This window comes from Sorangium sp. So ce426, from assembly GCF_051475585.1.
Lineage (GTDB): Bacteria > Myxococcota_A > Polyangia > Polyangiales > Polyangiaceae > Sorangium > Sorangium cellulosum_B.
This window is the reverse complement of the sequence record NZ_CP150341.1, coordinates 4418165-4441486: the sequence shown is the minus strand read 5'-3', so window position 1 is coordinate 4441486 and position 23322 is coordinate 4418165. Positions and strand designations below refer to the sequence as shown.

Sequence of the window (23322 nt, the reverse complement as noted above, 5' to 3'; positions counted from 1 at the left end):
AGCCGATGACGGGAGCACACCACCGCGGCTCGCTGCAGGAGGTCCTTTTGGTCGTACAGCCGGTCTAGAATCCCTTCTTCCGGAGGACGAACTGTCCGCCGTCGGCCGGCGGAGCATAGCTCTTTCCTGAAACATCGAAGGCCGTCTCCCAGGCCCCGCTGACCCAAACGCCGCCCTTCGTATCGACGGCGACGTGCGTCAGGCCGTTCGGGTTGCCGGTCGCGAGCTCGACGCTCTCGCCCTTCGTCCCGTCTGCCGCAAAGCGCGTGAGGCGCCCTCCTTTTGCATCTTCTTCCGTGCCGAGCCAGCCGAAGCGACCGGCCACGTAGCTTTGACCATCGCCGCCGAGGGCCAGCGCGTTCCCGAGATGGTCTGGTCCGCCGAGCCGGCTCGCCCAATTCACCGTCCCACCGTCCTCGAAATCATAGAGGACCGACTCCGTTCTTTCCTCGTCGAAGGTGTCCGTATGATCGAGGAAGGTCGATGTCGACGTCTGTGAGGCGAGGAGGAGGAGGCGTCCAGAGGCGGTCGACTTCAGGTCTTTCACATAGTCGAAGCTCGCCCCGCCAAATCGGAGCGCGCGCAGAGGATCGCCGCTCTCCGGGTCGAGCCAGGCGAGCCAGCCGTTGTAGACAGCTGGATCGTCCTGCCCTCCAGCCTTTTCGATCTCTGTCTCTCCGATCGTGAGTATTCCAGTGAACGCGCCACCGGCGAGGATCTCACCGCCACGATTGAACGCGAGGGAAATCGTGTATCCCTGGCTGATGTCGTGCTCGAACGTCGTGCTCCAGATCTCGTCGAGGGTCGACCCGGAGAACTTCATGATCTGAGGTTTCTGTACGGATGCATCGTCGTTGTACACGCCGAGGCCAACGACGACGTCGCCCTCCGCGTCAACCGCGATCGCTGTCAGAGGAGAGCTGCCTTCGAGGGTGACTCCGGCCGCGAGGGCGATCGAAAAATCGGGGTTCACCTTGACCAGATAAAACCCTTCCTCGACGGTCGTGAGGGTGAGCTCGCCGAAGGTCATGTCCTTGTAGAGCTGACCGACGAGGAAGATCGAGCCCTCCGCGTCGATCGCCATCAACTCTGGCTCAGCGGCTCCGGGCAGCGCGAGCGCGTGGAGGACTTCGCCGGTCGCCGAGTACTCCGCAAGAAAGGGCTCGTCGATCGAACCGGGGAGGAGCTCCGCGGGAGCTCGAGCTCCGACCGTGATGACCGAGCCGTTCTCGGTCGCTGCGAGCGGTTGACCGAGGCCAAAGACGTTGCGTCGCGGGAAGCTCAGAAGAAACTCCTCGCCGGCCCCGTCAGGGTCGGGCTGCGCTCCGCCGCTCCCGTTCCCGCCGCCGCTTGCTGCGCCACCCGCACCAGCGCCGCCGCTTGCTCCACCTGACGCCGTTCCACCGGCGCCCGCGCCCCCGGTTGACGTATCTCCGCCGGACGCGCTCTCCGCATTCGCCGCCGGTACGACCGTCGTCCCGCACGCGAGGAGAACGAAGGGCAACGCGAGAGTGATGAAGCGGCGTACATGCGACATCGGGATCTGACCAAGGCCGACTTTGGCACACTCTGACACGCATCCAGGGTCGCGACTTGCTCGGCCGAGGCCAACGACCAGCGCGATCCCAGAGCGTTTCCGGCGACTTCGAAGAGGCGAGGAGCGGGGCATCGTCCCCGTCAGAGCAGACTTCGTACCGCTTTGATGCCTCGCCCTCGATTGGCGGATGGGAGCCTTCCTGGCAGGGGAAGGGCGCTTGACAATCCATGGGGGATTTGCTCCGCTCGTCGTGAGCGTCGCGCCCATCCTTGGATGTGACTACGGCGTTCGCCGAGCGGAACGACTTCGCATGACCCACGATGCTCCGCCTGGAGCGGTGAGCGACCGCTTCGACATGTTCACGCGCACAGAGCGCCCGGATCTAGGCGCCCTGATGGATGTCGTCGTCGAGCAGGCATGGGCCGCGACGCCGTTCATCTACCCCAACGACGTCGAGGACGCCTATCAGGAGCTCCTGCGGGAGACCCCGGCGTTCACGTTCGGCCTCGTCGAGAGGGCGACGGGGCGCCTGGCCGCGGTCGGCAACGCCGCGCCGATCGCCGTGCGGAGCGACGATCTGGCGGCGCCGCCCGACAGCGGCTGGAGGTGGCAGGTCCTCCGGGCGAAGGCGGTCCGCGACGGCGACCCGCCAACGCACCTGGGCGCCTTCACCGCCTCGGTGTCGCCGCTGTTCCGCGGCCAGGGCGTGAGCGCGCTCGTGGTCGCCGGCTTCAAGGCGCTGGCGAGGCGATCGGGCCTCGCCGGCGTGCTCGCCCCGGTGCGCCCCCCGTCCAAGGCATCCTGCCCACGCATCGACATCGAGGCGTTCCTCGATCGCGCCCGCGAGGACGGCTTGCCCGCCGACCCGTGGGTCCGAACGCATGTCCGCATCGGGGGCCGGATCGCCGGGACTCCCCGCCGCGCCCTCGTGGTCGACCTGGAGCTCGATTTCTGGGAGGTCTGGCTCGGCAGGCCTATCCTGCCTTCCGAGTTGTCTTTCGAGATCCCCGGCGGCCTTGCCCCCGTGTACGTCCAGGGTCGGCGCGGACGTTATGAAGAGCCAGCCGTCTGGATCGTTCACTCGCTCTGACATAGCGCTGCTGGACCCGACTGGCGATGTGGATTTCAGGCCCTATGGCCGCTCAGCACAGGCCTCGTCGCTGTCCCATCGGGGGCGCACCAGCCGCTCGGCGGTCGCAACCGTGCCTCGCGCGTCGGTCACCACCCCCCTGATCCGGAGCGGTTGACCGATGGCACAAGCTGGCTCGCGGAGCACGGCCGGCCATCCGATGAACTCGCACCGGCCGTCCTCGAGCTCCTCGAGCGCGATCCTCCCCCGGCTGGTCGTCGCCGAGGACGGATCGCCGATCACGGTCGTCGTGACCTCGAGCTGGGCGCCCTCGGGCTCCAGGCCGAGCGTCCTGACGCTTGTCCACACGTGCCAGCCGCCCTGCGCGCCGTGGGCGAGCTCGACCTCCTGGCCGTCGGCCAGCGGCTCGAACTGCCACTCGCCGGTGCCGAGCTCGGCGATGCCCTGCGCCGGCGGCTCGTCCCCGCCGGCGCAGCCAGGAGCGAACGCGAGGAGCACGGCGAAACCGGCGGCGGAGGGCGAGCAGATCACGGCGTGGACTCCTACGAGCGCCGGCGGCGGCGCGCGGCCACCAGAAGCCCGAGAAGCGCGCCGCTGAGGCCGATGGCGCTGCCAGCATGGCCGCCGGCGTTGCAGCCTCCAGAGGCGGCTGCGACGGCGGGCGGCGGCACATCGATCGGTCGGCCGCCCGGCAGCGAATCGGGCAGCTGCGGGACGCGCCGGTCGTAGAAGGACGCGGGGACGGGCTCGTCGGGGAGCACGCAGGTCGTCGTGCGGCTGCCGTCGGCGGCGATCGTGCCTACCGCCACATGACCGGTCGAACAGCGGCAGGTCGGCGTCATGTTCATGGGCACGCACTCGCCGTTCGCGCCGCAATCGAACGTCGCGCAAGGATCCGCGAGCGGCGGCGCGTCAGGGAGCGCCCGGTCACCCGGGTTGAGGAACGACATGCGGATGTCCTGGCAGGTCACCGTCGGCCGACCCGACGGATCGAGCGTGGTGCGCGCGGTCGTCCCGGGCACGCATGCGCAGGCGGCGACGGGCTGGGTGCCGTCCGCGCCCTCGACGACGCGGCACAGGCCGCCTGCGCCGCACGCCGCGAAGTCGCACGGCGACGCGGCGCCGGCGGCCTCGGCGCCCGGCGGGCCCACGCACAGGTCGCGGTCCTCGACGTAGCGCTGGAGCAGGCGCGTGTTCGACACCACGGGGCCGTCGGTGCGCCGGAAGATCGGATCGACGGTCATCTCCTCGGGCGACAGGCGCGTATAGAGCCGTGTGATGGTGGCGTTGCCCTCCAGCAGCGGCAGCAGCGCGTCGCGCGCGGCCAGCTGATCCTCGTCCGAGCTCATCGTGTTGCGGACCTGCTCGGCGATGCTCGTCGTAGGTCCGCTCATCTCCGTGACGAAGCCTCGACCGCCGGCCTCGTCGACGCCGCGCGCGACGAGCGCCGTCCAGTTCGTCTGCAGCGGCCACTGGTTCGCGCTCCAGACGATCTGGTTGTCGTCGATCTCGACGTCCGGCCAGTTGGCCGGCCCATAACGCCGGTCGCCGAGGATCATCACGGTGATACCCATCTCCGGCTCGGCCGCGATCGCCGTCAGCCGGATCGGGATCGACGGCGACCCCGAGGGTAGCGTGAAGCGGAACGGCTGGATGTCGGTGACGGCAGCGTCCGGCTGGAGCCGCAGCGCGAGGAACTTCATCCCCTCGCTCGTATAGATGCGGATGTACGGCACCATCGCGTCGTTGACGCGGAAGTTGTTGTCGCGAAGCCACTCGACGAGCGCCGTGGGATCGGTCGACTCGACAACGGCCACGTCGTACGGCCCGACCTCTTCCCGGATGTGCACCGTGACGTCGCCGTCGTCGGTGCCGCCCGCGGTGGGCGCGCCCCCCGCGGCCGCATCGGGAAAGATGGGGGAGCAGCTCGGGTCGTTGGGCCACTGGAACTGCGGGCCCGTCGCTGAATCGAGGGCGGTGAGCGCAAGCTGCGGGAACACAGCGAGGCTCTCCACCGCCGGCACCTCGGCGAGCGGAACCACCCACGCGAAGTCCGGCGCCGCGCCCGCGTACTGGATCTGCGTCACCATCGTGACCGAGCCGTCCTGGTTCGTCGCGAACAGGATCCGCTCCGCGGTCTGGTCCACCGGCTGTCGTCCGCAAAAGAATCCGCCGCACGCCTCGGCGGGTCGTGGCGCAGTCATCAGCGCCGCCGCCGCCATCACCGGAGCCACCCATAGCTTGCGCATGGTCTACATCCTCCTCGCCCGACCGATCGGGCGAACGCCCCCAGGCAAACACAGCGCCGTGCACAAGAAAAGGCGATTCCTGGGAAAGTAACGCTGTAGTCACCAGCTGATTCGAGAGGAACGGCCTTGCGTGGACGAGCCGTGCTTGCCTCGCGGAGCCCGCTCTCGAGAGCGCATCCGCTCGCCCTTCGGGGATGGGCTGCGGATCCAGCATCACCATTCCGGGCGGGAGCGGTTCGCTCGGGTTGAGCAACCGGGTTGGCGCCGCGCGCCCCCGCGTTGGCATGGAGCGCGCTTGGCCCCCTTCGGACACCGCAGGAATCGCGCTCTTCTCGGCCTGGAGAGCAGCGCCCTCACGGGTACGCGTGTTGCCAACACCGCCCGTGATGTGGCAAATGAGGTCTCTCCATCTCCCATGGCTGACGCTCGCCGCCGTGGCGTGCGGCACGGATCCGGTGGCGGTGGACCCCCGGACAACCTCGCAGCTGGTCCTCGACGGAGGGCTCGTCGATGAGAGCCCGCAGGTCATCGTGCTGGTCGTCGATGACGCGGACACGGCCGAAGCCGCGCAGCTCCGCGAGCGCGTCGCCCAGAGCGTGCGCGCAAGCCTCCTTGCCGTGATCGGATCGCGGTGGGGAACATGCGGCAGCGCGGATCCGGCCCGGTGGCACCCCGGCGACATCCGGGTGGTCGTCGCGCGGCCGAGCGCGCCCGACGCTGCGGCGCTCCTCACCTCGAGGGATATCCCCGCGCTCGCGTGGACCACGCAGACCTCGCGCGAGGAGGAGGTCGAGGCGGTGATGGCAGGCGTGACAGAGGCGCTGGGACAGCGGCTCGCCGAGCCCGGGGAGGAGTACCGCCCGCTACGGACGGCCAGGGGCGCGCTGGAGCTCGTCACGGGCGCGCGCGCACCCGTGGGGGAGGCCGAGGTAGCCCTCGTCAGGTCGCTGCCTCAGGACAGGATCGCGAGGCTGCTCGTCGCGAGCACGCGCGACGACGAGGGGCCCGGGCTCGTCGCCGACGAGGTACCCAGCCAGACAGCGCTGTCGATGACCCTGGACACGGAGGTGGTCGGGCCTTTCACCACGCCCGATTGGACCTGTCACGCCATCGACGAAGGCAGCGGGCGACTCGCGGCGTGGAGCGAGCTCGTGCGCGCGGAGCCGATCGCCTCGAGCTGCGACGATCAGCACACGTGGGACATGCTCCTTCACCCGGGTTTTGCCGATTGCGGCTTCATCTGCCAGGCCCACCCGCTCGCCGTGGACGCCGGAGGCGTGGTCGCTTGCAAGGTCATGATCGATCAGGCCGATCTCGAGCGCTGCGATGCCGCGCGCGGTCGGCGCGATCCAGGCGGGCAGCCCACGTTCGTCGAGCGCGGCGGCAAGGAGCTGCGCCGCTGCGAGGTCGTGCAGCTCGCCGGCGCCGACCTGGAGAGCTGCCGGCATTCGCTCGATTGTCCAGGATGCCCGAGCGGCTTCTGCGCGACCGAGGTGCCGGAGCTCGTGTCGCAGTGGCGCTGCATGCCCTCGGAGCACCCATGGCCGCTCCGGTTCATCGGCGGCGCGATCGAAGGCCGTGGAGGGAGGATCAACATCACCTGCAGCACCGAAGCAGAGGAATGAGAGACGGCATCGCGCGGTGCGCCCTGCCCGGTCGTCGATACCTCGTTCCGAACCCGACAGATCCTCTCACTTGTTGGCATCATAAAAGAAGATGAACAGGGAGGCGGGGAGATTCATGGGATTCTACTCCCCGTCTCCCCGCCTCCCTGTGAATTCTCCCGGAAAGGAACCAGCAGGGTCGGGTTCAGTCGATGACGGTCCAGGTGGCCTTGGCGGTGCAGCCGTAGGCGTCGAGCGCGCCGGGGTGCGAGAGGGGGACGAGCTTGGTCTGCCCCTTGGCGAGCGGCCCGGTGACCGAGCGGGTGTAGGGCCCAGGATCGCCGTAGTAGTGCGTGACCGTGAAGGTGATCTTGGCCGAGTCCGGAACGCCGAAGAGCGAGGTGTTCTTGATCGCCGCGTTCGGGTTGAAGATGCTGGGATAGGTGATCGAGCACGAGAGGTTCACGGTCCTCGTGACCGGGCCGCCGCCGTCATCGCCGCCAGGACCGATGATCGCCTCTGCGCCCTCGCCCACGACCTCGGCGGCGTCGCTCGCGCCCTCATCGGCGCTGTCGCCGTCGAGCGGCTCGGCGATGCAGCCGACGAGCGAGAAGGACGAGATGAGCGAGCAGAGGAGCAGGTTCTTGAGCTTCATGGTGGTGTCTCCTTGGGTCAGGGTTCACGCTCACGAGATCGCGTGTCGGCGGGCTCTGGCGAGTTCGAGTCGCCCAGGTCGCCCTCGTCGCTGTCTCGCGGCGTCGCATCCCGATAGAGCAACAGGCAGGCCAGGTTGTCGGGGCGCGTCGGGCCGCCCCCGGCGCGCCCAGGATCCGCGGGAAAGACGGCCTCTTTCGGGGTTTTCGAGCTCGTCTGCGCGGCGCCGGAGGAACCCCCGCGCGGCGCGGTGGAGGGCTGAGCCCCCACGCCGACGGCGCGAGCCTCCACCAGATGTCCTCTCAGGTGCTCTCTGGCCCGGGAGACCGCGGCCGGCTCAAGCTCTGTGCTCGTTCGACGGGTCGGCGCCGGCCGCGCCGCCCGCGTCCCGCAGGCCGCGAAGGGAACGCGGTGCCTTCGGTGCACGAGCCCGAGGAGTCGAGCGCCCGTCCATCGCGATCCGGCGGCCTCCTTGACGGCGAACGGCGCCCCATGGGATCGTCGGACATGCAGGCCGAGGCGCGTTTCTCCGAGGCGCGCAGCGTGCAGCGCGGTCCGCGACGTCCAGGTGGTCCTGCCGCGGGCGGGGCGCCTCGGTGAAGCTCAAGGAGCGTTGATGCTGGCACCGGGCGATCATCCCCGCTCTTTCTTCTCGGACCCTCCGAGGGGTCACGCCGCGTGCGTGGGGGTCATGGTTGGCCCCTGCGTCGCGCTCGCCATCCTCACGGGCAAGCACGTGTCCGTCCCCTGGTTCGTGGTGGAGGCGGGCTTGCTCGCCGCGCTCCTCTGCGTCGGCGCCGCGGCCCGCAGCCCTGCGCTGCGCGTCTCTCTTCCCCTCTTCGTTCTTCCGCTCGCGTATCTTTTCTTCCGCATGACCCGGGATGGGATGACGTGCCCCGACATCCCCCGTTCCTGGCACGCATGGCGAGAGTGGTTGCCGCCCATCGGGAGCGTGTTCGGGCTCATGTCCGCCCTCGTCGGCGCCCTCGGCGTGGTGTTCTTCGCTGCCATGGCGAGCACCATGGTCCGCGTGCCGCCGCGCGCTCTCCACGCGGCGAGCGTCGCCGTCCTCGCGCTGACCACGGGCCTCATTGCCGTATCGACCGTTCACGCCGTGCGAGAGCCCGATCCGGAGGATCACATCACGTCCCTTCCGACCATCGGGGTCGTCCCGCCCATCGAGGGGGAGCCCTCGATGATCGCCGAGGGCCCGTCGGACCCGTCCGGACCGCCCCTCGTGACGCGCATCCACGACGTGACCATCGGCCAGCTGGGCGTGCGCCGGTTGTGCCCGAGCCTGTCCGAGAGGTGTTTTCTCGATGTGGAGGAGGCCGGGAGGCCTTTCGACGCTCACGTCGTGACGTGGCTGTCTCAGCGCGGCACGTACACGATGGTCGACCCCGAGGCGTGCTGGCAGCAGCCGGGCTGGATCGATCCCCGCGCTCCTCTCGTCATCCGCCAGGCGTCGCCGCTCGTTCGCGAAGCGTCTCTGTTCGCCAACGACCGCGAGCTGAGCGAGCTGCTCGTGCTCGACGGAGCGATCTACGATGCCCATCGCAGCGGCGAAGCAGGTCGGGTCGTCCTCGCGGCGCCGCGGTTCTTGGCGATGCCCGCGTCCATGCGCCTCGTCGCAGACGTGCTCGGCGCCCACCGGCGCGCGATCGCCGTCGCCGCCTGCGGAGCGCTGCTCTCCGCGGCGCTGCTCCGTTATCGCTGGCGCGCCCGCCGCGCCCTCGCGCGGATCGCGGGGGCGAGGGCCGCGGTGCTCGCGGAAAACGGCTGGCTCGACTTCGCGGACGGCTCGCCTCCCGTCCGCGCCGCAGACCGCGGCTTGCCGCCCGGACCTGTGGTGGTCCTCGGACCGACGTCCGCGGGCACGTACCGCGGAGGGGCCCTCTCCGGCGCCGAGCTCATCGCAGGAGAGCAGGCCTGGCTGCTCGATCGAGGGTGCGAGCGGATCGCGCAGCTCGACGTCCTCGTCTTCTTCGTCGCGGTGCTCGCGCCGCTGCCGCTGCTGACCATCGCGGTCACGCTGAGCCTCTGGTAGCCCCCTGCCCGCCGTTGCGCGCCCCATGCGGGTGCTAGGGTGGCGCTCATGTCGAACGCGCTCCGAGCGACGCTCCTGAGCCTCTTCGGCAGCCTCGCCCCCAGCTGTGCCTCGCCGGGCCAGCTCGCCGCGACGGCGGCGCCCTCGGCGCCCGCAGATCTCGTGATCTCCGCCGGCGTCGTCCGGACCATGGACCCCGGGAACCCGCGCGCCGAGGCGGTCGCCGTGCGCGGCGAGCGGATCGTCTTCGTGGGCAGCGCGGCCGGCGCGGAGGCCTTCGTCGGGCCGGGGACGCGCGTCGAGGAGCTGCCGGGGCGCGCGATCGTGCCCGGGCTCGTCGACGGGCATGCCCATCTTTACGGGCTCGGGGTCGCGCTGGAGACGCTGAGCGTGCGCGGCGCGACGAGCGCCGAGGCGGCGGCGGCGCTCGTGGCGGAGGCGGTGAAGGCCCGCCCGAAGGCCGAGTGGATCACCGGGCGCGGCTGGGACCAGAACCTCTGGCCAGGCGCCGCGTTCCCCACGCACGCCCCGCTCGACGCGGCGGCGCCGGAGCACCCGGTGGCGTTGCGCCGCGTCGACGGGCACGCGCTCTGGGCGAACGCGGCGGCGATGCGCGCGGCCGGGGTCGGCCGAGGCACGCAGGATCCGCCGGGCGGGCGCGTCCTGCGCGACGCCGCGGGCGAGCCGACGGGCGTCTTCATCGACAACGCGATGGGCCTCATCGAGGCCAAGGTCCCGGCCGACCCGCCCGCCGTGCGCGAGCGGCGCATCCTGCGCGCGGCCGAGGAGGCGCTCTCGTCCGGGCTCACGGCCGTGCACGAGATGGGCATCGACGACGAGACCGCGGCCGTCTACCGCGCGCTCGCCGCCTCCGGGCGGCTGCCGATCCGCGTCACCGCGTACCTCGCGGGCGACGGGAACCTCGAGGGGCTGAAGGCGCGCGCCCCCGACGTGGACCCGACAGGCACGGCGATGTTCGTGCTGCGCGGGGTCAAGCTCTTCGCGGACGGCGCGCTCGGCTCGCGCGGCGCGGCGCTGCTCGCGCCGTACGCGGACGAGCCCTCGACGAGCGGGCTCCTGCTGATGGATCGCGAGGCGCTCGCGCGCGCGGCGCGGCTCGTCGCGGACGCGGGCTTCCAGCTCGCGGTGCACGCGATCGGCGACCGCGCCAACCGCGCCGTGCTCGACGCGTTCGAGGCGCTCGGCCCGGGGCGGGCGGCGGCGCTGCGGTTCCGGGTGGAGCACGCGCAGATCCTCTCGCCCGACGATCTGCCGCGCTTCGCGGCGCTCGGGGTGATCGCCTCGATGCAGCCGACCCACGCGACGAGCGACATGCCCTGGGCGCCCGCGCGGCTCGGCGCCCATCGCCTGAAGGGCGCGTATGCCTGGCGTTCGCTCCTGTCGTCGGGCGCGTGCGTCGTGTTCGGCTCGGATTTCCCGGTGGAGGACGCCTCACCGCTGCTCGGCATCCATGCAGCCGTGACCCGGCAGGATCTCTCGGGCCACCCCCCGGGCGGGTGGATGCCCGAGGAGCGGCTCGACCTCGACGAGGCGCTCCTGGCCTTCACCGAGGCGCCCGCGTACGCGGCCTTCGCCGAGGGCCAGCGGGGCCGGATCGCGCCTGGCTACGTGGCCGATCTGACCGTCCTCGGCCGCGATCTCTCGCCCGATCGCTCGCTCGTCGACACGAAGGTCGACATGGTGGTCGTGGGCGGCCGCGTGGCGCGCGCGCCGGCGCCGCGGTGAGCGGCGCGCGCAGCGCTTCGTCCGGACCGCCATGAGACCTCACGGCCGGCGCATGCAAACGACGAACGAAAGGAGGAATGAGCACCCATGCTTGCACGCTACCAGATCGTCCGCGGGCACCGTCGGGAGGACGATCCGCTGCCCGATGGCAAGCGGTACGACACGCGCAAACACACGCACCACGTCCTGAGGCCCACCCCGGAGATCGTCGAAGAGTTCCTGTCGGATCCCTCGCAAGCTGGCTTCAACAGGTTTCGCGCCGCCTACTTTGCGGTGCTCGACGAGCGGTTTGCGGAGCAACGACCGCACTTCGACGCGCTGGCGCAGGAGGCCCGGCAAGGTGACGTGTTCCTCGGCTGCAACTGCCCCACGGCGCGCCAGCCCGACGTCCGCCACTGCCACACGTCGCTGGCGCTCGAGTACCTCGCCCGCAAGTACCCGGACCTGGACGTGAGGTTCGATGCGGGGTGAGCGGCGTTCCCTCCTGCCCGCGGCGAGCGAGGCCGCTCGGGCGTCGCGCTTTCCCCGGGTGCGGCGAGGGACCCGCGGCTCAGCGCCGCATCCGTGAGCAGCAGTCGTCCGCCTCGGGAGCGGCGGCCGCGGGCCGCGCGCCGCTCGAGTCGGACAGGTCCTGCTGCTCGTCGGGGTAGCGGATGCGCTCGTCGCCGGCCTTGGCGCCCAGCCCGGTGCTGCGCCCCTTGGGCTCTTCCCATTCCTCCTGGCGCCCGAGCGCGGTCAGATCGAGGAAATAGTACGAGCCGCCCGTCGACTCCGTGCCGCGCCCGTAGGTCGAGTAGGTGTGGTACACGCGCTCGCCGTCGCGCAGGAAGCAGCTCAGCCCGTGCAGATCGAAGGGCTGCTTGCCCCCCAGATAATAAGCGGATCCCGCCTGCTCGTGCTCGGCGGGCGTCCGGTAGTTGTACTCCACGGGCGCGACCGACTCGTCCAGCGTGACGTGGTAGTCGTGGTTGAAGCGGCTGCCCGCGGACGAGTACCAGGGCACGGGCCAGCCCATACGCGCCTTGAACGGCGCGATCTTCTCCCAGGGGCCGCGCGAGATGAGCGCGAACGTGGTGCCGACGTTGTGCCAGTGCCGCAGGTGGCCCTTCGAGATCTGATCGGCGAAGCCCGAGCAGCTCGGGCAGCCGCGATCCTTGGGTGTGCCGTCGTCCTCGAACAGCCACATGAAATGATAGACGATGAGCTGCTGCCGGCCCTCGAACAGATCGAGCAGGCGCAGCTTGCCGTGGGCGCCCGAGAACTCGTACGGCTCGGTCACCTCGACCATCGGCAGGCGCCGGCGATCCGCGTTGAGCCGATCGCGCGCTCTGGTGAGCTCCTTCTCGCGGGCGAGCAGCGCCTTGCGCGCCTCCAGCCACTCGGCGCGCGACACGACGCGGGGCAATTCGATCCGGGTCATGGGGACATCTCCATGGTCATCTGGAATGGGCCTCGCCCGGTGAGGGCGCTGCCGCGGAACGGGTTCGGAAGGTCGACTGCCGAAGCGCGCGAAACTCATCGGTGCATCCGACAAAAAACGTCGCCGGTGGCCGCCATGCCTATGGCATGAGCATTGCTTAACCACGCCGACAACGGCCCAGGCGGGCTCTCCGGGGGGCGAGCGCGGTAGCGCCGGCTGGCCCCGACGGGGTGTCGCGAGGGCCTTGGTCGGACGGGCACCGCGCGGCGCCGCTCCGCCTGGCGCCGTCCGTCGTAACATTGGCGCCCGACGCCGCTGCCGCAGCGGCGCGCCGAGCCCATCCTTGCGTCGATCCCGGTGAGGCGCCGCGCGCCCCCGGGCTCGATCCCCCTCCGAGGTACGCCATGAGCCAGTTGCCCCGAGGCCCGCGCAGCCGACTTCTTACGACCTACAAGTTCCTCACCCGTCCGTTCGAGTTCCTCACGCATTGCGCCGCCACCTACGGCGATGTCTTCAACGTCCCCGTGCTCAGCGGCGATGTCGTGATCGCCGGAGGCCCCAGGACGGTACAGGACGTGATGGCGGCGCCGCCCGAGACCTTCCTTCCCTTCGCCACCAAGGCGATCGCGCCGCTCGTGGGGGAGCACTCGCTGCTCATGCTCTCGGACGAGCGCCACAGGCGCGAGCGGAAGCTGCTGACGCCGCCTTTCCACGGCGATCGCATGCGCGCCTACGCTGTGGCGATGGCGGACACCGCCGCGCGCCGGCTCACCGAGGCGGCGCGCGCGCCCCACGCCGTCGCCCAGGAGCTCACGCAGGCGATCTCGCTCGACGTCATCATCCGCGCCGTCTTCGGCGTGGAGGAGCCGTCTCGAACGAGCGCTTTCGCGCGGGCCGTCGTCGCCATGACCGACGCGCTGACCCCTGCGCTGACCTTCCTGCCGCCCTTGCAGCGGGAGCTCGGCGGCCTCGGCCCCTACGCGCGCTTCCGCCGGCGCGTCGGCGACCTGGAGGCCCTGTTCCGGGCGCAGATCGAGCGGGCGCGCGCGGCGCCGGGCGACGACATCCTGAGCCTCATGGTCTCGGCCCGCTACGACGACGGATCGCGCATGAGTGATCAGGCCATCTTCGACGAGCTCCGGACGCTGCTGTTCGCCGGGCACGAGACCACGGCGCTCGCCCTCGCGTGGGCCCTCGATCACGTGCACCGCCACCCCGGCGTCCTCGCGCGCCTCCGCGACGAGATCGACGCCCTCGGCCCGGAGCCCGACCCCGAGCGCCTCGCTGCCCTGCCCTACCTGGACGCCGTGTGCAAGGAGGCGCTGCGCGTCTATCCGATCGTCACCGAGTCCCCGCGCCTCCTGGCGCAGCCGTTCCGCCTCGGCGAGCACGAGCTCCCGCCGGGAACGGGGGTGGCGCCCTGCATCCTGCTCGTGCATCACCACCCCGAGCTCTACCCCGAGCCGTCCCGGTTCAGGCCGGAGCGCTTCCTGGAGCGAAAGTTCTCCCCGTTCGAGTACCTGCCGTTCGGCGGCGGACACCGCCGCTGCATCGGCGCGGCCTTCGCGATGTTCGAGATGAAGATCGTGCTCGGCGTGGCGCTGTCAGCATGGGAGTTCCGCCTGCTCGACGAGCGCCCGCCCCGCCCCGTGCGCCGCAACCTGACGCTGAGCCCCTCGGGCGGCGTCCCGCTCGTCATGCGCGCCCGGGGCCGCAGCCGCCTTTACGCCGCCGCCTGATCCTGGCGCGAGGAGGCGCAGGGGAAGCCCCGGCACGGGAATGCGCCGCCATGGATGCCACGACACGGCGGACATGGAGGAGAGAGAGAAGATCACGGCACAAAACCACCGTGCTGCCAGCGCTTCGGCGATCGTCAGAGGTGGATCTGGAATAGAGGGGCTCCCCCGCTTGCCGCATCGCCCCCATGCTGAGACGCCTCCTCCGCTCGACCGCAGCCTCTTCTCCCTGTGCATCTCTCTCTGGACCGGTCGCGCCGATCGGCGCGGCCACGGGCGCCCCGCGGCAGCGCGCCCCGGGCCCGTCGCGTCACGCGCGGCCGCTCACCCGGCTCGGATGGGCTGCGGCGCTGCTTTTGGCGGCGCCCTCGTGCGAATCGGTCATCCCCTCGGGTTCGCCGCGCCCCTCCGCGGCGGCGCAAGCCCGGCTGGAGCTTCACGCCGGCGATGCCGACGTCTGGGCCTTCAGCGCGCGCGTCCAGGGCGCCCTCGCCGGGGCGGGCACGCTGGAGGACTGCGCGATCCGGGTGGGCGGCGACGTGGTCCCCGCGGCGATCGAGCAGCAGCGGTTCTTCGCGGACGTCCCGCTGCTCGAGGGCGAGAACGAGATCGTCGCGCGCTGCCGGGAGGCGAGCGCGGGTGACCTGGAGTCTCCGCCCGTCACCTACCGCGTCCGGCTGGAGGACACGCCGCGCGCCCGCGCCCGCGCCGCGCTGGCCGGCGGCAAGCTCGTCCTCGACGCGACGAGCAGCGAGCCCAGCGAGCGCTCCCGCGCCGAGATCGTCGCCTTCGACTGGCTCCGCGTGCGCGCCGGCGCGGCGCCGGAGCCGCTCGGACAGGGCGCTCGCCTCGAGCTGCCGGCGCCCGACGCCGGCGATCAGGCGCTCTACGAGCTCAGGGTGCGCGACGAGCGCGGCCGGGGCGACGCCGCGCGTGTCGCGCCGCCGCTCGAGGCCGCCTCCGGCAGGGCCGCGCCGGCATGGATCGACGACGCCGTCCTCTACGGCGTCGTGCCGCCGTTCTTCGGCGATCCGCCGCTCCGGAGCGTCCGCGCCGCCCTCCCCGCGATCGAGCGGCTCGGCGTCACGGCGATCTGGCTATCTCCACTCTTCGCCGCGCCCGAGGGCGACTTCGGGTATGCCGTCACCGATTACTTCAGCGTGCGCCCCGACTACGGGACCGAGCAAGATCTCCGCGAGCTCGTGGACGACGCGCACCGGCGCGGCCTGCGCGTGCTGCTCGATCTCGTGCCCAACCACACCTCGGCCGAGCACCCGTATTTCCGGGAAGCCGAGCGGCGCATGAACCGCGCGCACAGCTTCGCCTTCTACGATCGCGACGAAGGAGGGGAGCCGACGCATTACTTCGACTGGGAGCACCTGCCGAACCTGAACTACGACAGCGCCGAGGTGGCGCGCTGGATGCTCGAGGCGTCGCTGCACTGGGTGCGCCGGTTCGACATCGACGGCTATCGCGTCGACGCCGCGTGGGGCATCAAGCAGCGGCGGGGCGAGCTCTGGTCCCCCTGGGCCGCCGAGCTCCGGCGCGTGAGCCCGCATGTCGCGCTGATCGCCGAGGCCTCGGCGCGCGATCCGTACTACCTGCGGAACGGGTTCGACGCGGCGTATGACTGGACCGAGGAGCTCGGACACTGGGCCTGGAAGGACGTGTTCGGCGCGCCGCGGGGCATCGCGGCCCGGCTCGGCGCGGCGCTCGCCGCCACCGCGGCGCGCGCCGAGCGCCCCGAGCGCACGCTCAGGTTCATCAACAACAACGACACGGGCGCGCGCTTCGTCACCCGCCACGGGCCGGGGCTGACGCGCGTCGCCGCGGCGGCGCTGCTGACGCTGCCGGGGATCCCGTGCGTCTACACGTTCGACGAGCTCGGCGCCGAGTACGAGCCTTACGGCGGCCTCGCCCCGGTCTCGCGGCCCCCGCGCGGCCAGCTGGCGCGGCATTACGAGCAGCTGATCCGGCTCAGGCGCGGTATCGCGGCGCTCCGGTCGCCGGGGCACCACACGGTGCACGCCGGGGGGCCGGACGACGAGGTCTTCGCGTATGTCAGGCACGGCGACGACGCGTCTCGCTTCGCGCTCGTGGTCCTGAACTTCAGCGAGCGACCGGTGAGGAAGCGGCTCACCGTGCCGGAGCCGTTCGCCGCCCACGCGCGAGGCGGCCTGCGCGACGCGCTGAGCGGCGCCGGCGCGCACCTCCGGGCCGGCGCCCTCGCGCTGGACCTCGCGCCCTGGGACGTCCGCGTCCTCGTGCCGCGGTAGGACGAAGGACGGGCCCCGCGCGGGCGCTGCCCGCCGCCCCACGCCGGCCCAGAAAAACAGAGCGCCCATTCGACGGCGGGGGGGGAAGCCGTCACGGGCGCTCTGCCCTGGCTACTTAGCAGGACACGGGCCAGGGTCCTTCCGCACCCTTTTCAAGGACTTACCCGTAAGGAAGCCCCCGAAGATTTCGTTCCTGAGATCGCCGCTTGCAGACCTGACGGATGCACTCGCGCCGCGGCCGCAGGGCCGTGCGGCGGTCCAGCGCGCTCACCACCCGGCGTCGTCGCCCGGATCGACGTCTTCCGTCACCTCGGATCCCCCTCTCGCCCTCGTCGGTGAACCGGCCGTGGTCCTGCCGGCCGAGGTAGGCGATGCCGCGCTCCAGCATGAACTCCGGTCCGGCAACAGGCCGTGCGCCACGGCGGCGAATCAGCGCTTGAGCCCGGTCCGCGCGAGCCCCTCCACGAAGTACCGCTGCGCGAACAGGAAGAGCACCACGAGCGGCAACATCGCGAGGGAGGCGCCCGCCATGAGCACGGCCGGCTCGCCGCCGTAGGCGTTCTGGGTGCCGGCGATCATCTGCTGGATGTTCATCTTCTGCGGAGAGGTGATGTACACGAGCGGCCCGAAGTAGTCGTTCCAGGCGGCCTTGAGCCCGAGGACCGCGAGCGTCGCGACGGCCGGCCCGGCGAGGGGGAAGACCACCCGCGTGAACGTCTGGAGAGGGTTCGCGCCGTCCAGCGTCGCGGCCTCGATGAGCTCGTCCGGAATGCTCGCGAAGTACTGCCGCATCAGGAAGATCGCGACCGCGCTGCCCGTCGCGCCCGGCACGATGAGCGGATAGTAGGTGTCGATCCAGCCGATCCGGGCGAAGCCCACGAACTGCGGGATCAACGTGACCACGGTCGGCAGCATCATCGTCGACAGGAGCGCGGCGAAGATCGCGTCGCGCCCCGGAAAACGGAGCTTCGCGAAGGCGTAGCCGGCGAACGAGGCCGTGAGGAGGCCGCCGAGGGTGGAGGGGACGGCGATGAGGAGCGTGTTCCAGGTGCCGCGGAGGATGTCGATCTCGGCGAAGGCTTGCCGGTAGTTGGCGAGCGTCGGGCGGGCCGGGATCCAGCGGATCGGGACCGCGTAGATCTCGTCCGCCGGCTTCACGCTGGTGCTGATCATGAACGCGAAGGGCGCGAGCACGAAGACGGCCACCAGCGCGAGGACGGCATAGGAGAGGAGCCGGAGCGCGCGGCGCCCCCGGGACCTCCGGCCGCTACTCATCGTGCACCCAGCGCCGGGCGAGGCGGAACTGGAGCACGGTCACGATCATCACGAGCGCGCCGAGCACCCAGGCCATCGCCGACGCATAACCCATCTGGAAGTACTGAAAGCCGGTGAGGTAGAGATAGAGCATGAACGTCGCCGAGCGGAACTCCGGGCCGCCGCGCGTCATCACGTAGACCTGATCGAAGCTCTGCAGCCCGCCGATGACGCTGGTGACGGCGATGAAGAACGTCATCGGGCTGATGGCCGGCAGGGTCACGTGCCGGAAGCGCTGCCAGGCGTTCGCCCCGTCGAGCTCCGCGGCCTCGAGGAGCGATCGCGGCACGCCCTGGAGCGCGGCCAGGAAGAGGACCATGTTGTAGCCGAGCCCGCCCCAGATCCCCATCACGACGAGCGCGGGCTTGACCAGGCGCGGGCTCGAGAGCCACGCGGGCGGGTCGGCGACGCCGAGGGCGCGGAGGTACGTGTTGATGAGCCCGTAATCGGCGTTGTAGATCCACTTCCAGAGCAGCGCCGCGGCCACGATCGAGCACACGGAGGGGATGAAATAGACGGTGCGGAAGAGCCCCTCGAGCCTGAGCTTCTGGTTCAACAGGAGCGCGAGCACGAGGGAGATGGCGATGCCGATCGGGATGCCGAGGAGGTAAAAGGCCGTGTTGGCGAGCGTCCGCCAGACGAAGAAATCCCGGGCGAAGAGGCGAGCGTAGTTATCGAGGCCGACCCAGCGCGGCGGCGTGAGCACCTCGAAGCGGGTGAAGCTCAGGTAGAGCGAAGCCAGCATCGGACCGAGCGCGAAGACGACGAAGCCGAGCACGGGGACCGCAACGAACGCACAACCCCAGCGCGCCTCGGCGCGGGCGCGCGGTATCTGCTTCTTCAACGCGCTGCCTCCGGTCCGGGGTTGTTCTCCCGCATGGTTTGCTCGACGACCGGCGCGAGGGCCGGGAGCAGCTCGCGCGCGCGCCGTTCGCCGCGCCAGACCTGGGGGAGGAAGCTCGAGAACACCTCGTGCCAGAAGGCGTTGGGCATCTCGGTCTCGGGGCTCGGACGGCTCGTCTCGGCGGCGCGCAGGAAGACCTCGGCGTGGGCCGGCCGCTGCCCGGGCTGGAGGAAGGCGGCGGTCGCGGCGACCGATCGCTGATTGGGCACCTGGAGCCCGGATCGGGCCAGCTCGCGCTGTCCCTCGGGGCCGGCCAGGTACTCGATCAACGTGAACGCCTCGGCGATGCGCCGGCTCGCGGCGCTGACGGCCAGCCCCACGGAGCCAGACCAGCTCACCGAGGTCATGCCCGGCTCCGGGACCGGCACGGGCGCGACATCCCAGTCGAAGCGCATCCGGCGATACCGCGGGACCATCCAGCGACCATCGATGTGCATGGCGGCGAGCCCGGCCTCGAAGAGCTCGCTCTGCCCGGCGCCGCCGCTGCGGGCGAGGTTGGGCGCCACGTGATGGCGGAGGGCCAGATCCGCGCACCACTGCACCGCGTCCATCGACACGCCGGAGTCCATGAGCCACCGGCGCCGCGGCGCGTCCACGATCTCGCCGCCCGCGGACCAGACCGCGGCTTCATAGGGATATCCGGTGATCCCCCAGCGCTGGACATAGCCTTCGCGGTACGTGAGCGCGCGAAAGGCGGCGATGGCCTGGTCCCAGGTCATCGGCACCTCGGGATCCGGCGCGGGGACGCCGCGGCGGCGCAGCGCGTCCTTGTTGTAGTAGAGCACCGTGGGGCCGATGTCCTTCGGCAGCGCGTAGAGGCTGCCCTCGTGGAGGACACGGCCATTCCAGCGATAGCGGTCCAGGGCGGTCGGCCAGACGTCGGCGAGGTCGAGCGTCCGACTCTCCTGCACGAGACCGTCGATGTCGCGCAAGACGCCCTGACTGACCATCTCGCCGAACGCGCCGTCGGGCACGTAGAAGACGTCGGGCGCGCGCTTCGCCACGATCATCAGCCGGAGCTTGTTGAGGTAGTCGTAGCCGACGCCGGGCACCTGCGTGTACTCGACGTGGATCTCCGGGTGGATCCGCTCGAAGGCGGCGAGCGCCGACCGCATGATGGCCCGCTCCTCCGGCATCCCCCAGCCGACGAAGGTGATGGTGGTGCGCGCGACGTGCGAGGGTGGATCGGCCTTCGAGGCGCATCCGGCGGGCGAGATGGACGCGCACCAGACCACGAGCCAGAGCGCGCGGCGGGCCATCTCAGACCCGCTCCTCGGTGCGCGGATCGAACAGGTGGACGTGCTCCGGCGCGGCGGCCAGCGTCACGCGCGCGCCGACGGCCGGCGTCGTGCCGCGATCCAGCCAGCGGGACACGATCGCGGCGTCGCCGACGCGCAGGTGGACGTACGACTCGAACCCCATCGCCTCGACCATCTCGACATCGCCCCGCACGCCGAGCGACGCGCCGGCGGGCGCGGGGCCGAGGTGCTCGGGCCGGACGCCGGCGATCACCCGGCCCTCGCGGTGCTCCGGTGTCCTCGGCAGCGCGAGCCGCACGCTCGGCGCCGAGAGCACCGAGGTCGGGCCGTCGAGGCGGAGCTCGGCGGGGATCAGGTTCATCGGGGGTGCGCCGATGAACGTCGCGACGAAGACGTTCGCCGGCCGGTCGTAGAGCTGCTGCGGGCTGTCGTGCTGGAGGAGCGCGCCTCCGCGGAGGACGGCGATCCGCTCCCCGAGGGTGAGCGCCTCCGTCTGATCGTGGGTCACGTACACGAGCGTCGTCCCGAGGCGACGATGCAGGCGGCGCAGCTCGGCGCGCATCGAGCTGCGCAGCGCGGCGTCGAGGTTCGAGAGCGGCTCGTCCATGAGCAGCACGCCGGGCTCGCGCACGATCGCGCGCCCGATGGCCACGCGCTGCTGCTGGCCGCCCGAGAGCGCCCGCGGCTTGCGATCGAGGAGGTGATCGATCGCCAGCGCGCGCGCCGTGGCCTCCACGCGGCGCTTCACCTCGCCGCGCGGCACGCGGCGGAGCGCGAGCGCGAAGGCCATGTTCTCGAAGCACGTCATGTGCGGGTAGAGCGCGTAGCTCTGGAAGACCATGGCGACGTCGCGCTGCTTCGGGGGCACGTCGTTGACCACGCGGCCGCCGATGGAGAGCGTCCCGCCGTCGACGTCCTCGAGGCCCGCGATCATCCGGAGCGTCGTCGACTTGCCGCACCCGGAAGGCCCGACGAGCACGAGGAGCTCGCCGTCCTCGATGCGCAGCGACAGGTCCTCCACGATGGGCGCGCTCCCCTGGTAGCGCTTGTACACATGCTCGAACGCGATCGCGGCCACGCTTCCGCCTCCTCGGCGCCGCTGCTCGTGAACCGCGGCGTGGGCGAGATCAAGCTGCCGGGCGAGCGCCGCCTTCGCGTCGCCGGGCGAGCCCCCAGCTGGACGCCGAGCCAAGGATCTCGGCCAGATCCGCGACGTCGTGACCGCGCGCGACGAGCTCTTCGGTGATCGCGCTGCCAGTGTAGCCGGGTCCGCCGGTGACCAGGACGCGCATGAAACCACCTAACTTCGTGGCCGGGGGTCACGCTCCGCGACGTAGCGCGCGAGCGCGTCGTCGAGCGACGGCAACAGGAGCCCGCGGCCGCTCCCGAGCGCGCTGTACCGCGGGCGCGGCGCGGCCAGGCCGAGCGCGCGGCTCGGGCAGCGCACGAGCCGCGTCGCGGGGACGCGCGCGAGCGCCGCGCTGCGCGAGGCGAGCTCCGCCCAGCTCGTGGCGTCCCGGTTGGCGAGGTGCCAGATGCCGCGCTCGCCGTCGATCAGCAGATCGAGGGTCGCGTGCACGAGATCCGGAACATAGGTCGGCGAGACGATCACGTCGTCGGCCGCGTGGAAGCTCCGGCCCTCGCCGAGGGCGCGCAGCGCGGCGCGGACGAAGTTCGCTTCGTCCCAGGGACCGAAGAACGCGGCGGTGCGCACCACCAGCGCCTCCGGGAGGATCGCCAGGACGTTCCGCTCCGCCGTCGCCTTGCTCCGGCCGTAGACGTTGAGCGGCCGCGCGGGATCGGTCTCCACGTACGGCGAGCGCCGCGCGCCGTCGAAGACCAGATCGGCCGAGAAGGTGACGAGCCGCGCGTCACGCCGGCGACACGCGATCGCGAGCACGGCGGGCCCCAGCGCGTTCTCGCGCTCGCAGCGGTGCGGCTCGCGCTCGGCCTCGTCGACACGCACGAACCCCGCCGTGTTGACGACCGCCCACGGGGCGAACCGATCGAGGGCGCGCTCGACCGACGCGGGATCGGCGATGTCCATCTCGTCGCGCCCGATCGTGCGATGGGGCAGGCCGCGCAGCGCGCACAGGCGCGCGAACGCGCGGCCGAGCGTCCCCTTCGCGCCGGTGATCAGGATCGGCGGGCCGGCGGTGGCGGCCTCGGGCGCGGGCGCGACGGCCGCGGCCGGACCGTACGTCAGCCGCTCCGGGCGCCGCCACCAGCCCGGCGAGGCGAGCACGGGATGCTCGAAGCGATCGCCGCGCGCGAGCGCGGAGACCAGCCGAGCGAGCGCCGTCGACCGCGGCGCGGGGCCGCGCACATCGAACACGCCCGGCTCGTAGTGCCCGCGCTCCTCGGTGACGAGGCAGCTCCAGTCGAAGCAGCCGAGCAGCGACCACGCGGTGACCGCGCGCACGTCCGCGCCCGCCGCGCGCGCCGCCTCTGCGGCGCGGAACGCCTCGACCAGCCAGCGGAGCTGCTCCTCGCGCGGCCCGCCGAGGTGCACCTCGCTGATCGCCACGGGCCGGCGGTAGCGATCCCAGACCTCCTGGAGCCGCGCGCGGTGCCCGTCGATGCCTCCGGCGACCGCGCGCACGGCCTCGACATCGGCATACGCGTGCTTGCCATTTCCGCCGTGCGACCAGGCGGGGTAAGAGGCCAGCCGCTCGTCGAGGAAGCGCTCGCTCGTGATGTAGTAGTTGATGCCGAGGATGTCCGGCGGACATGGATCCTCGACGAACCACGCGAGCTCTGCGGGCGAGGCGCCCCACCCGAGGAGCAGCGGAAACAGCGGGTGATCGCCGCCCACGCGCCCGGTGAGCAGATCGAAGCTGAGCCAGCGCCGGTGATTCTCGTGCTCGGCCTGGTAGGCGAGCAGCGGCGTGCTCATCGTCTTGCCGACATCCTCGGTCTGGATCAGGCGCGCCCGGGGGATCACCTCCCGGATGGCGCGCATGGCGAGCGCGATCGCGCGGCACTCGATGAGCAGCGCGCGCACGAACGTGCGCGGATCGCGGCCGTGCGGGTACCAGTGCCCGTAGAGGCCCGAGAAGCGGGCCGTCGTGAGCGGCTCGTTCACCGGCGTCCAGTCGGTGACCCACGGATAGCGCTCGGCCGCCGCGCGGGCGAAGCGGGCGAGCCCCTCGGAGAAGCCCGGATCGACGAGGCTCGTGTAACGCGGGCCGCTGCCGTGGTGGACGAGCCCGATGATGGGCCGCACGTCGAGCGCCCGGAGCCGCTCGATCCGCGCGTCGGCCCAGCCGAAGTCCAGGCGCTCCGGCCGCTCGGGCGCCGTCCGCTCCCAGAGCACGGGCATGCGCAGCGCCCGGATCCCGAGCGCGGCGAAGCGATCGAGATCCTCGAGGCGCCGCGCGTGCCCGCTCCGCTCGAGCTGGTGGTGAACCACGTCGCCGACGCGGTTGACCGTGCACTCCACGCCGCCCCAGATCTCGAGGGGCGCCCTCGCCTCTTCCGCCATGC

18 protein-coding genes are annotated in these 23322 nt (G+C 71.5%); 7 read left to right on the top strand and 11 right to left on the bottom strand.

Going from position 1 to position 23322, the window contains the following annotated elements:
- Positions 1 to 64 precede the first annotated feature (64 nt).
- Positions 65 to 1804: a hypothetical protein gene (locus WMF44_RS16580; RefSeq protein WP_437300082.1), complete on the bottom strand. Its 1740-nt coding sequence runs from the start codon at positions 1802 to 1804 to the stop codon at positions 65 to 67.
- A 43-nt stretch (positions 1805 to 1847) separates the two neighbouring features.
- Between WMF44_RS16580 and WMF44_RS16575 the strand changes: the two genes are divergently transcribed.
- Positions 1848 to 2627 (top strand): hypothetical protein, encoded by a 780-nt coding sequence (locus tag WMF44_RS16575; protein ID WP_437300081.1) that lies wholly within the window; start codon positions 1848 to 1850, stop codon positions 2625 to 2627.
- Between the two features lie 42 nt (positions 2628 to 2669).
- Here the strand turns inward: WMF44_RS16575 and WMF44_RS16570 are convergent, their stop codons facing one another.
- Both WMF44_RS16570 and WMF44_RS16565 read right to left on the bottom strand, forming a co-directional pair.
- Positions 2670 to 3158, bottom strand: a complete 489-nt coding sequence (locus tag WMF44_RS16570; protein WP_437300080.1) for a hypothetical protein — start codon at positions 3156 to 3158, stop codon at positions 2670 to 2672.
- 11 nt (positions 3159 to 3169) lie between these two features.
- Positions 3170 to 4876 (bottom strand): DUF2330 domain-containing protein, encoded by a 1707-nt coding sequence (locus WMF44_RS16565; protein WP_437300079.1) that lies wholly within the window; start codon positions 4874 to 4876, stop codon positions 3170 to 3172.
- Positions 4877 to 5271: 395 nt separating this feature from the next.
- Here WMF44_RS16565 and WMF44_RS16560 point away from each other — a divergent pair, with 395 nt between their 5' ends.
- Positions 5272 to 6501 carry a hypothetical protein gene (locus tag WMF44_RS16560; protein ID WP_437300078.1) on the top strand — a complete coding sequence of 410 codons (1230 nt, stop codon included), beginning with the start codon at positions 5272 to 5274 and terminating at the stop codon, positions 6499 to 6501.
- Between the two features lie 184 nt (positions 6502 to 6685).
- Here the strand turns inward: WMF44_RS16560 and WMF44_RS16555 are convergent, their stop codons facing one another.
- Positions 6686 to 7135: a hypothetical protein gene (locus WMF44_RS16555; RefSeq protein ID WP_437300077.1), complete on the bottom strand. Its 450-nt coding sequence runs from the start codon at positions 7133 to 7135 to the stop codon at positions 6686 to 6688.
- A 690-nt stretch (positions 7136 to 7825) separates the two neighbouring features.
- Here WMF44_RS16555 and WMF44_RS16550 point away from each other — a divergent pair.
- The 3 genes from WMF44_RS16550 (at position 7826) to WMF44_RS16540 (ending at position 11398) form a co-directional block, all read left to right on the top strand.
- Positions 7826 to 9181: a hypothetical protein gene (locus WMF44_RS16550; RefSeq protein ID WP_437300076.1), complete on the top strand. Its 1356-nt coding sequence runs from the start codon at positions 7826 to 7828 to the stop codon at positions 9179 to 9181.
- A gap of 48 nt (positions 9182 to 9229) precedes the next feature.
- Positions 9230 to 10927 carry an amidohydrolase gene (locus tag WMF44_RS16545; RefSeq protein WP_437300075.1) on the top strand — a complete coding sequence of 566 codons (1698 nt, stop codon included), beginning with the start codon at positions 9230 to 9232 and terminating at the stop codon, positions 10925 to 10927.
- A gap of 87 nt (positions 10928 to 11014) precedes the next feature.
- The gene (locus tag WMF44_RS16540) at positions 11015 to 11398 is read left to right on the top strand and encodes a hypothetical protein (RefSeq protein ID WP_437300074.1); all 384 of its coding nucleotides are present in this window, start codon (positions 11015 to 11017) and stop codon (positions 11396 to 11398) included.
- Between the two features lie 79 nt (positions 11399 to 11477).
- Here WMF44_RS16540 and WMF44_RS16535 read toward each other — a convergent pair whose 3' ends face one another.
- A complete protein-coding gene (locus tag WMF44_RS16535; RefSeq protein ID WP_437300073.1) occupies positions 11478 to 12347 on the bottom strand; it encodes a DUF899 domain-containing protein in 870 nt (289 codons plus the stop codon).
- 404 nt (positions 12348 to 12751) lie between these two features.
- Here WMF44_RS16535 and WMF44_RS16530 point away from each other — a divergent pair, with 404 nt between their 5' ends.
- Together WMF44_RS16530 and WMF44_RS16525 are read left to right on the top strand one after the other, a co-directional pair.
- Positions 12752 to 14086 carry a cytochrome P450 gene (locus WMF44_RS16530; RefSeq protein WP_437300072.1) on the top strand — a complete coding sequence of 445 codons (1335 nt, stop codon included), beginning with the start codon at positions 12752 to 12754 and terminating at the stop codon, positions 14084 to 14086.
- A gap of 353 nt (positions 14087 to 14439) precedes the next feature.
- The gene (locus WMF44_RS16525; protein WP_437300071.1) at positions 14440 to 16359 is read left to right on the top strand and encodes an alpha-amylase family glycosyl hydrolase; all 1920 of its coding nucleotides are present in this window, start codon (positions 14440 to 14442) and stop codon (positions 16357 to 16359) included.
- 429 nt (positions 16360 to 16788) lie between these two features.
- On the opposite strand, the gene WMF44_RS16520 is transcribed toward WMF44_RS16525, so the two are convergent.
- From WMF44_RS16520 to WMF44_RS16495, 6 genes are read right to left on the bottom strand one after another with little or no spacing between them, the layout of a single operon-like run.
- Positions 16789 to 17634, bottom strand: coding sequence for a carbohydrate ABC transporter permease (locus WMF44_RS16520; RefSeq protein WP_437300070.1), 846 nt, complete (start codon positions 17632 to 17634; stop codon positions 16789 to 16791).
- The gene (locus tag WMF44_RS16515; protein WP_437300069.1) at positions 17627 to 18517 is read right to left on the bottom strand and encodes a carbohydrate ABC transporter permease; all 891 of its coding nucleotides are present in this window, start codon (positions 18515 to 18517) and stop codon (positions 17627 to 17629) included. The genes WMF44_RS16520 and WMF44_RS16515 overlap by 8 nt, the downstream gene beginning before the upstream one ends.
- The gene (locus WMF44_RS16510; protein WP_437300068.1) at positions 18514 to 19836 is read right to left on the bottom strand and encodes an ABC transporter substrate-binding protein; all 1323 of its coding nucleotides are present in this window, start codon (positions 19834 to 19836) and stop codon (positions 18514 to 18516) included. Before WMF44_RS16510 ends, WMF44_RS16515 begins: the two co-directional genes overlap by 4 nt.
- Position 19837: 1 nt before the next feature.
- Positions 19838 to 20914 (bottom strand): ABC transporter ATP-binding protein, encoded by a 1077-nt coding sequence (locus tag WMF44_RS16505; protein WP_437300067.1) that lies wholly within the window; start codon positions 20912 to 20914, stop codon positions 19838 to 19840.
- A 49-nt stretch (positions 20915 to 20963) separates the two neighbouring features.
- Complete coding sequence (locus tag WMF44_RS16500) at positions 20964 to 21128, bottom strand: NAD-dependent epimerase/dehydratase family protein (RefSeq protein WP_437300066.1); 165 nt, start codon at positions 21126 to 21128, stop codon at positions 20964 to 20966.
- An 8-nt stretch (positions 21129 to 21136) separates the two neighbouring features.
- Positions 21137 to 23320, bottom strand: coding sequence for a family 1 glycosylhydrolase (locus WMF44_RS16495; protein WP_437300065.1), 2184 nt, complete (start codon positions 23318 to 23320; stop codon positions 21137 to 21139).
- Between the last annotated feature and the right edge of the window lie 2 nt (positions 23321 to 23322).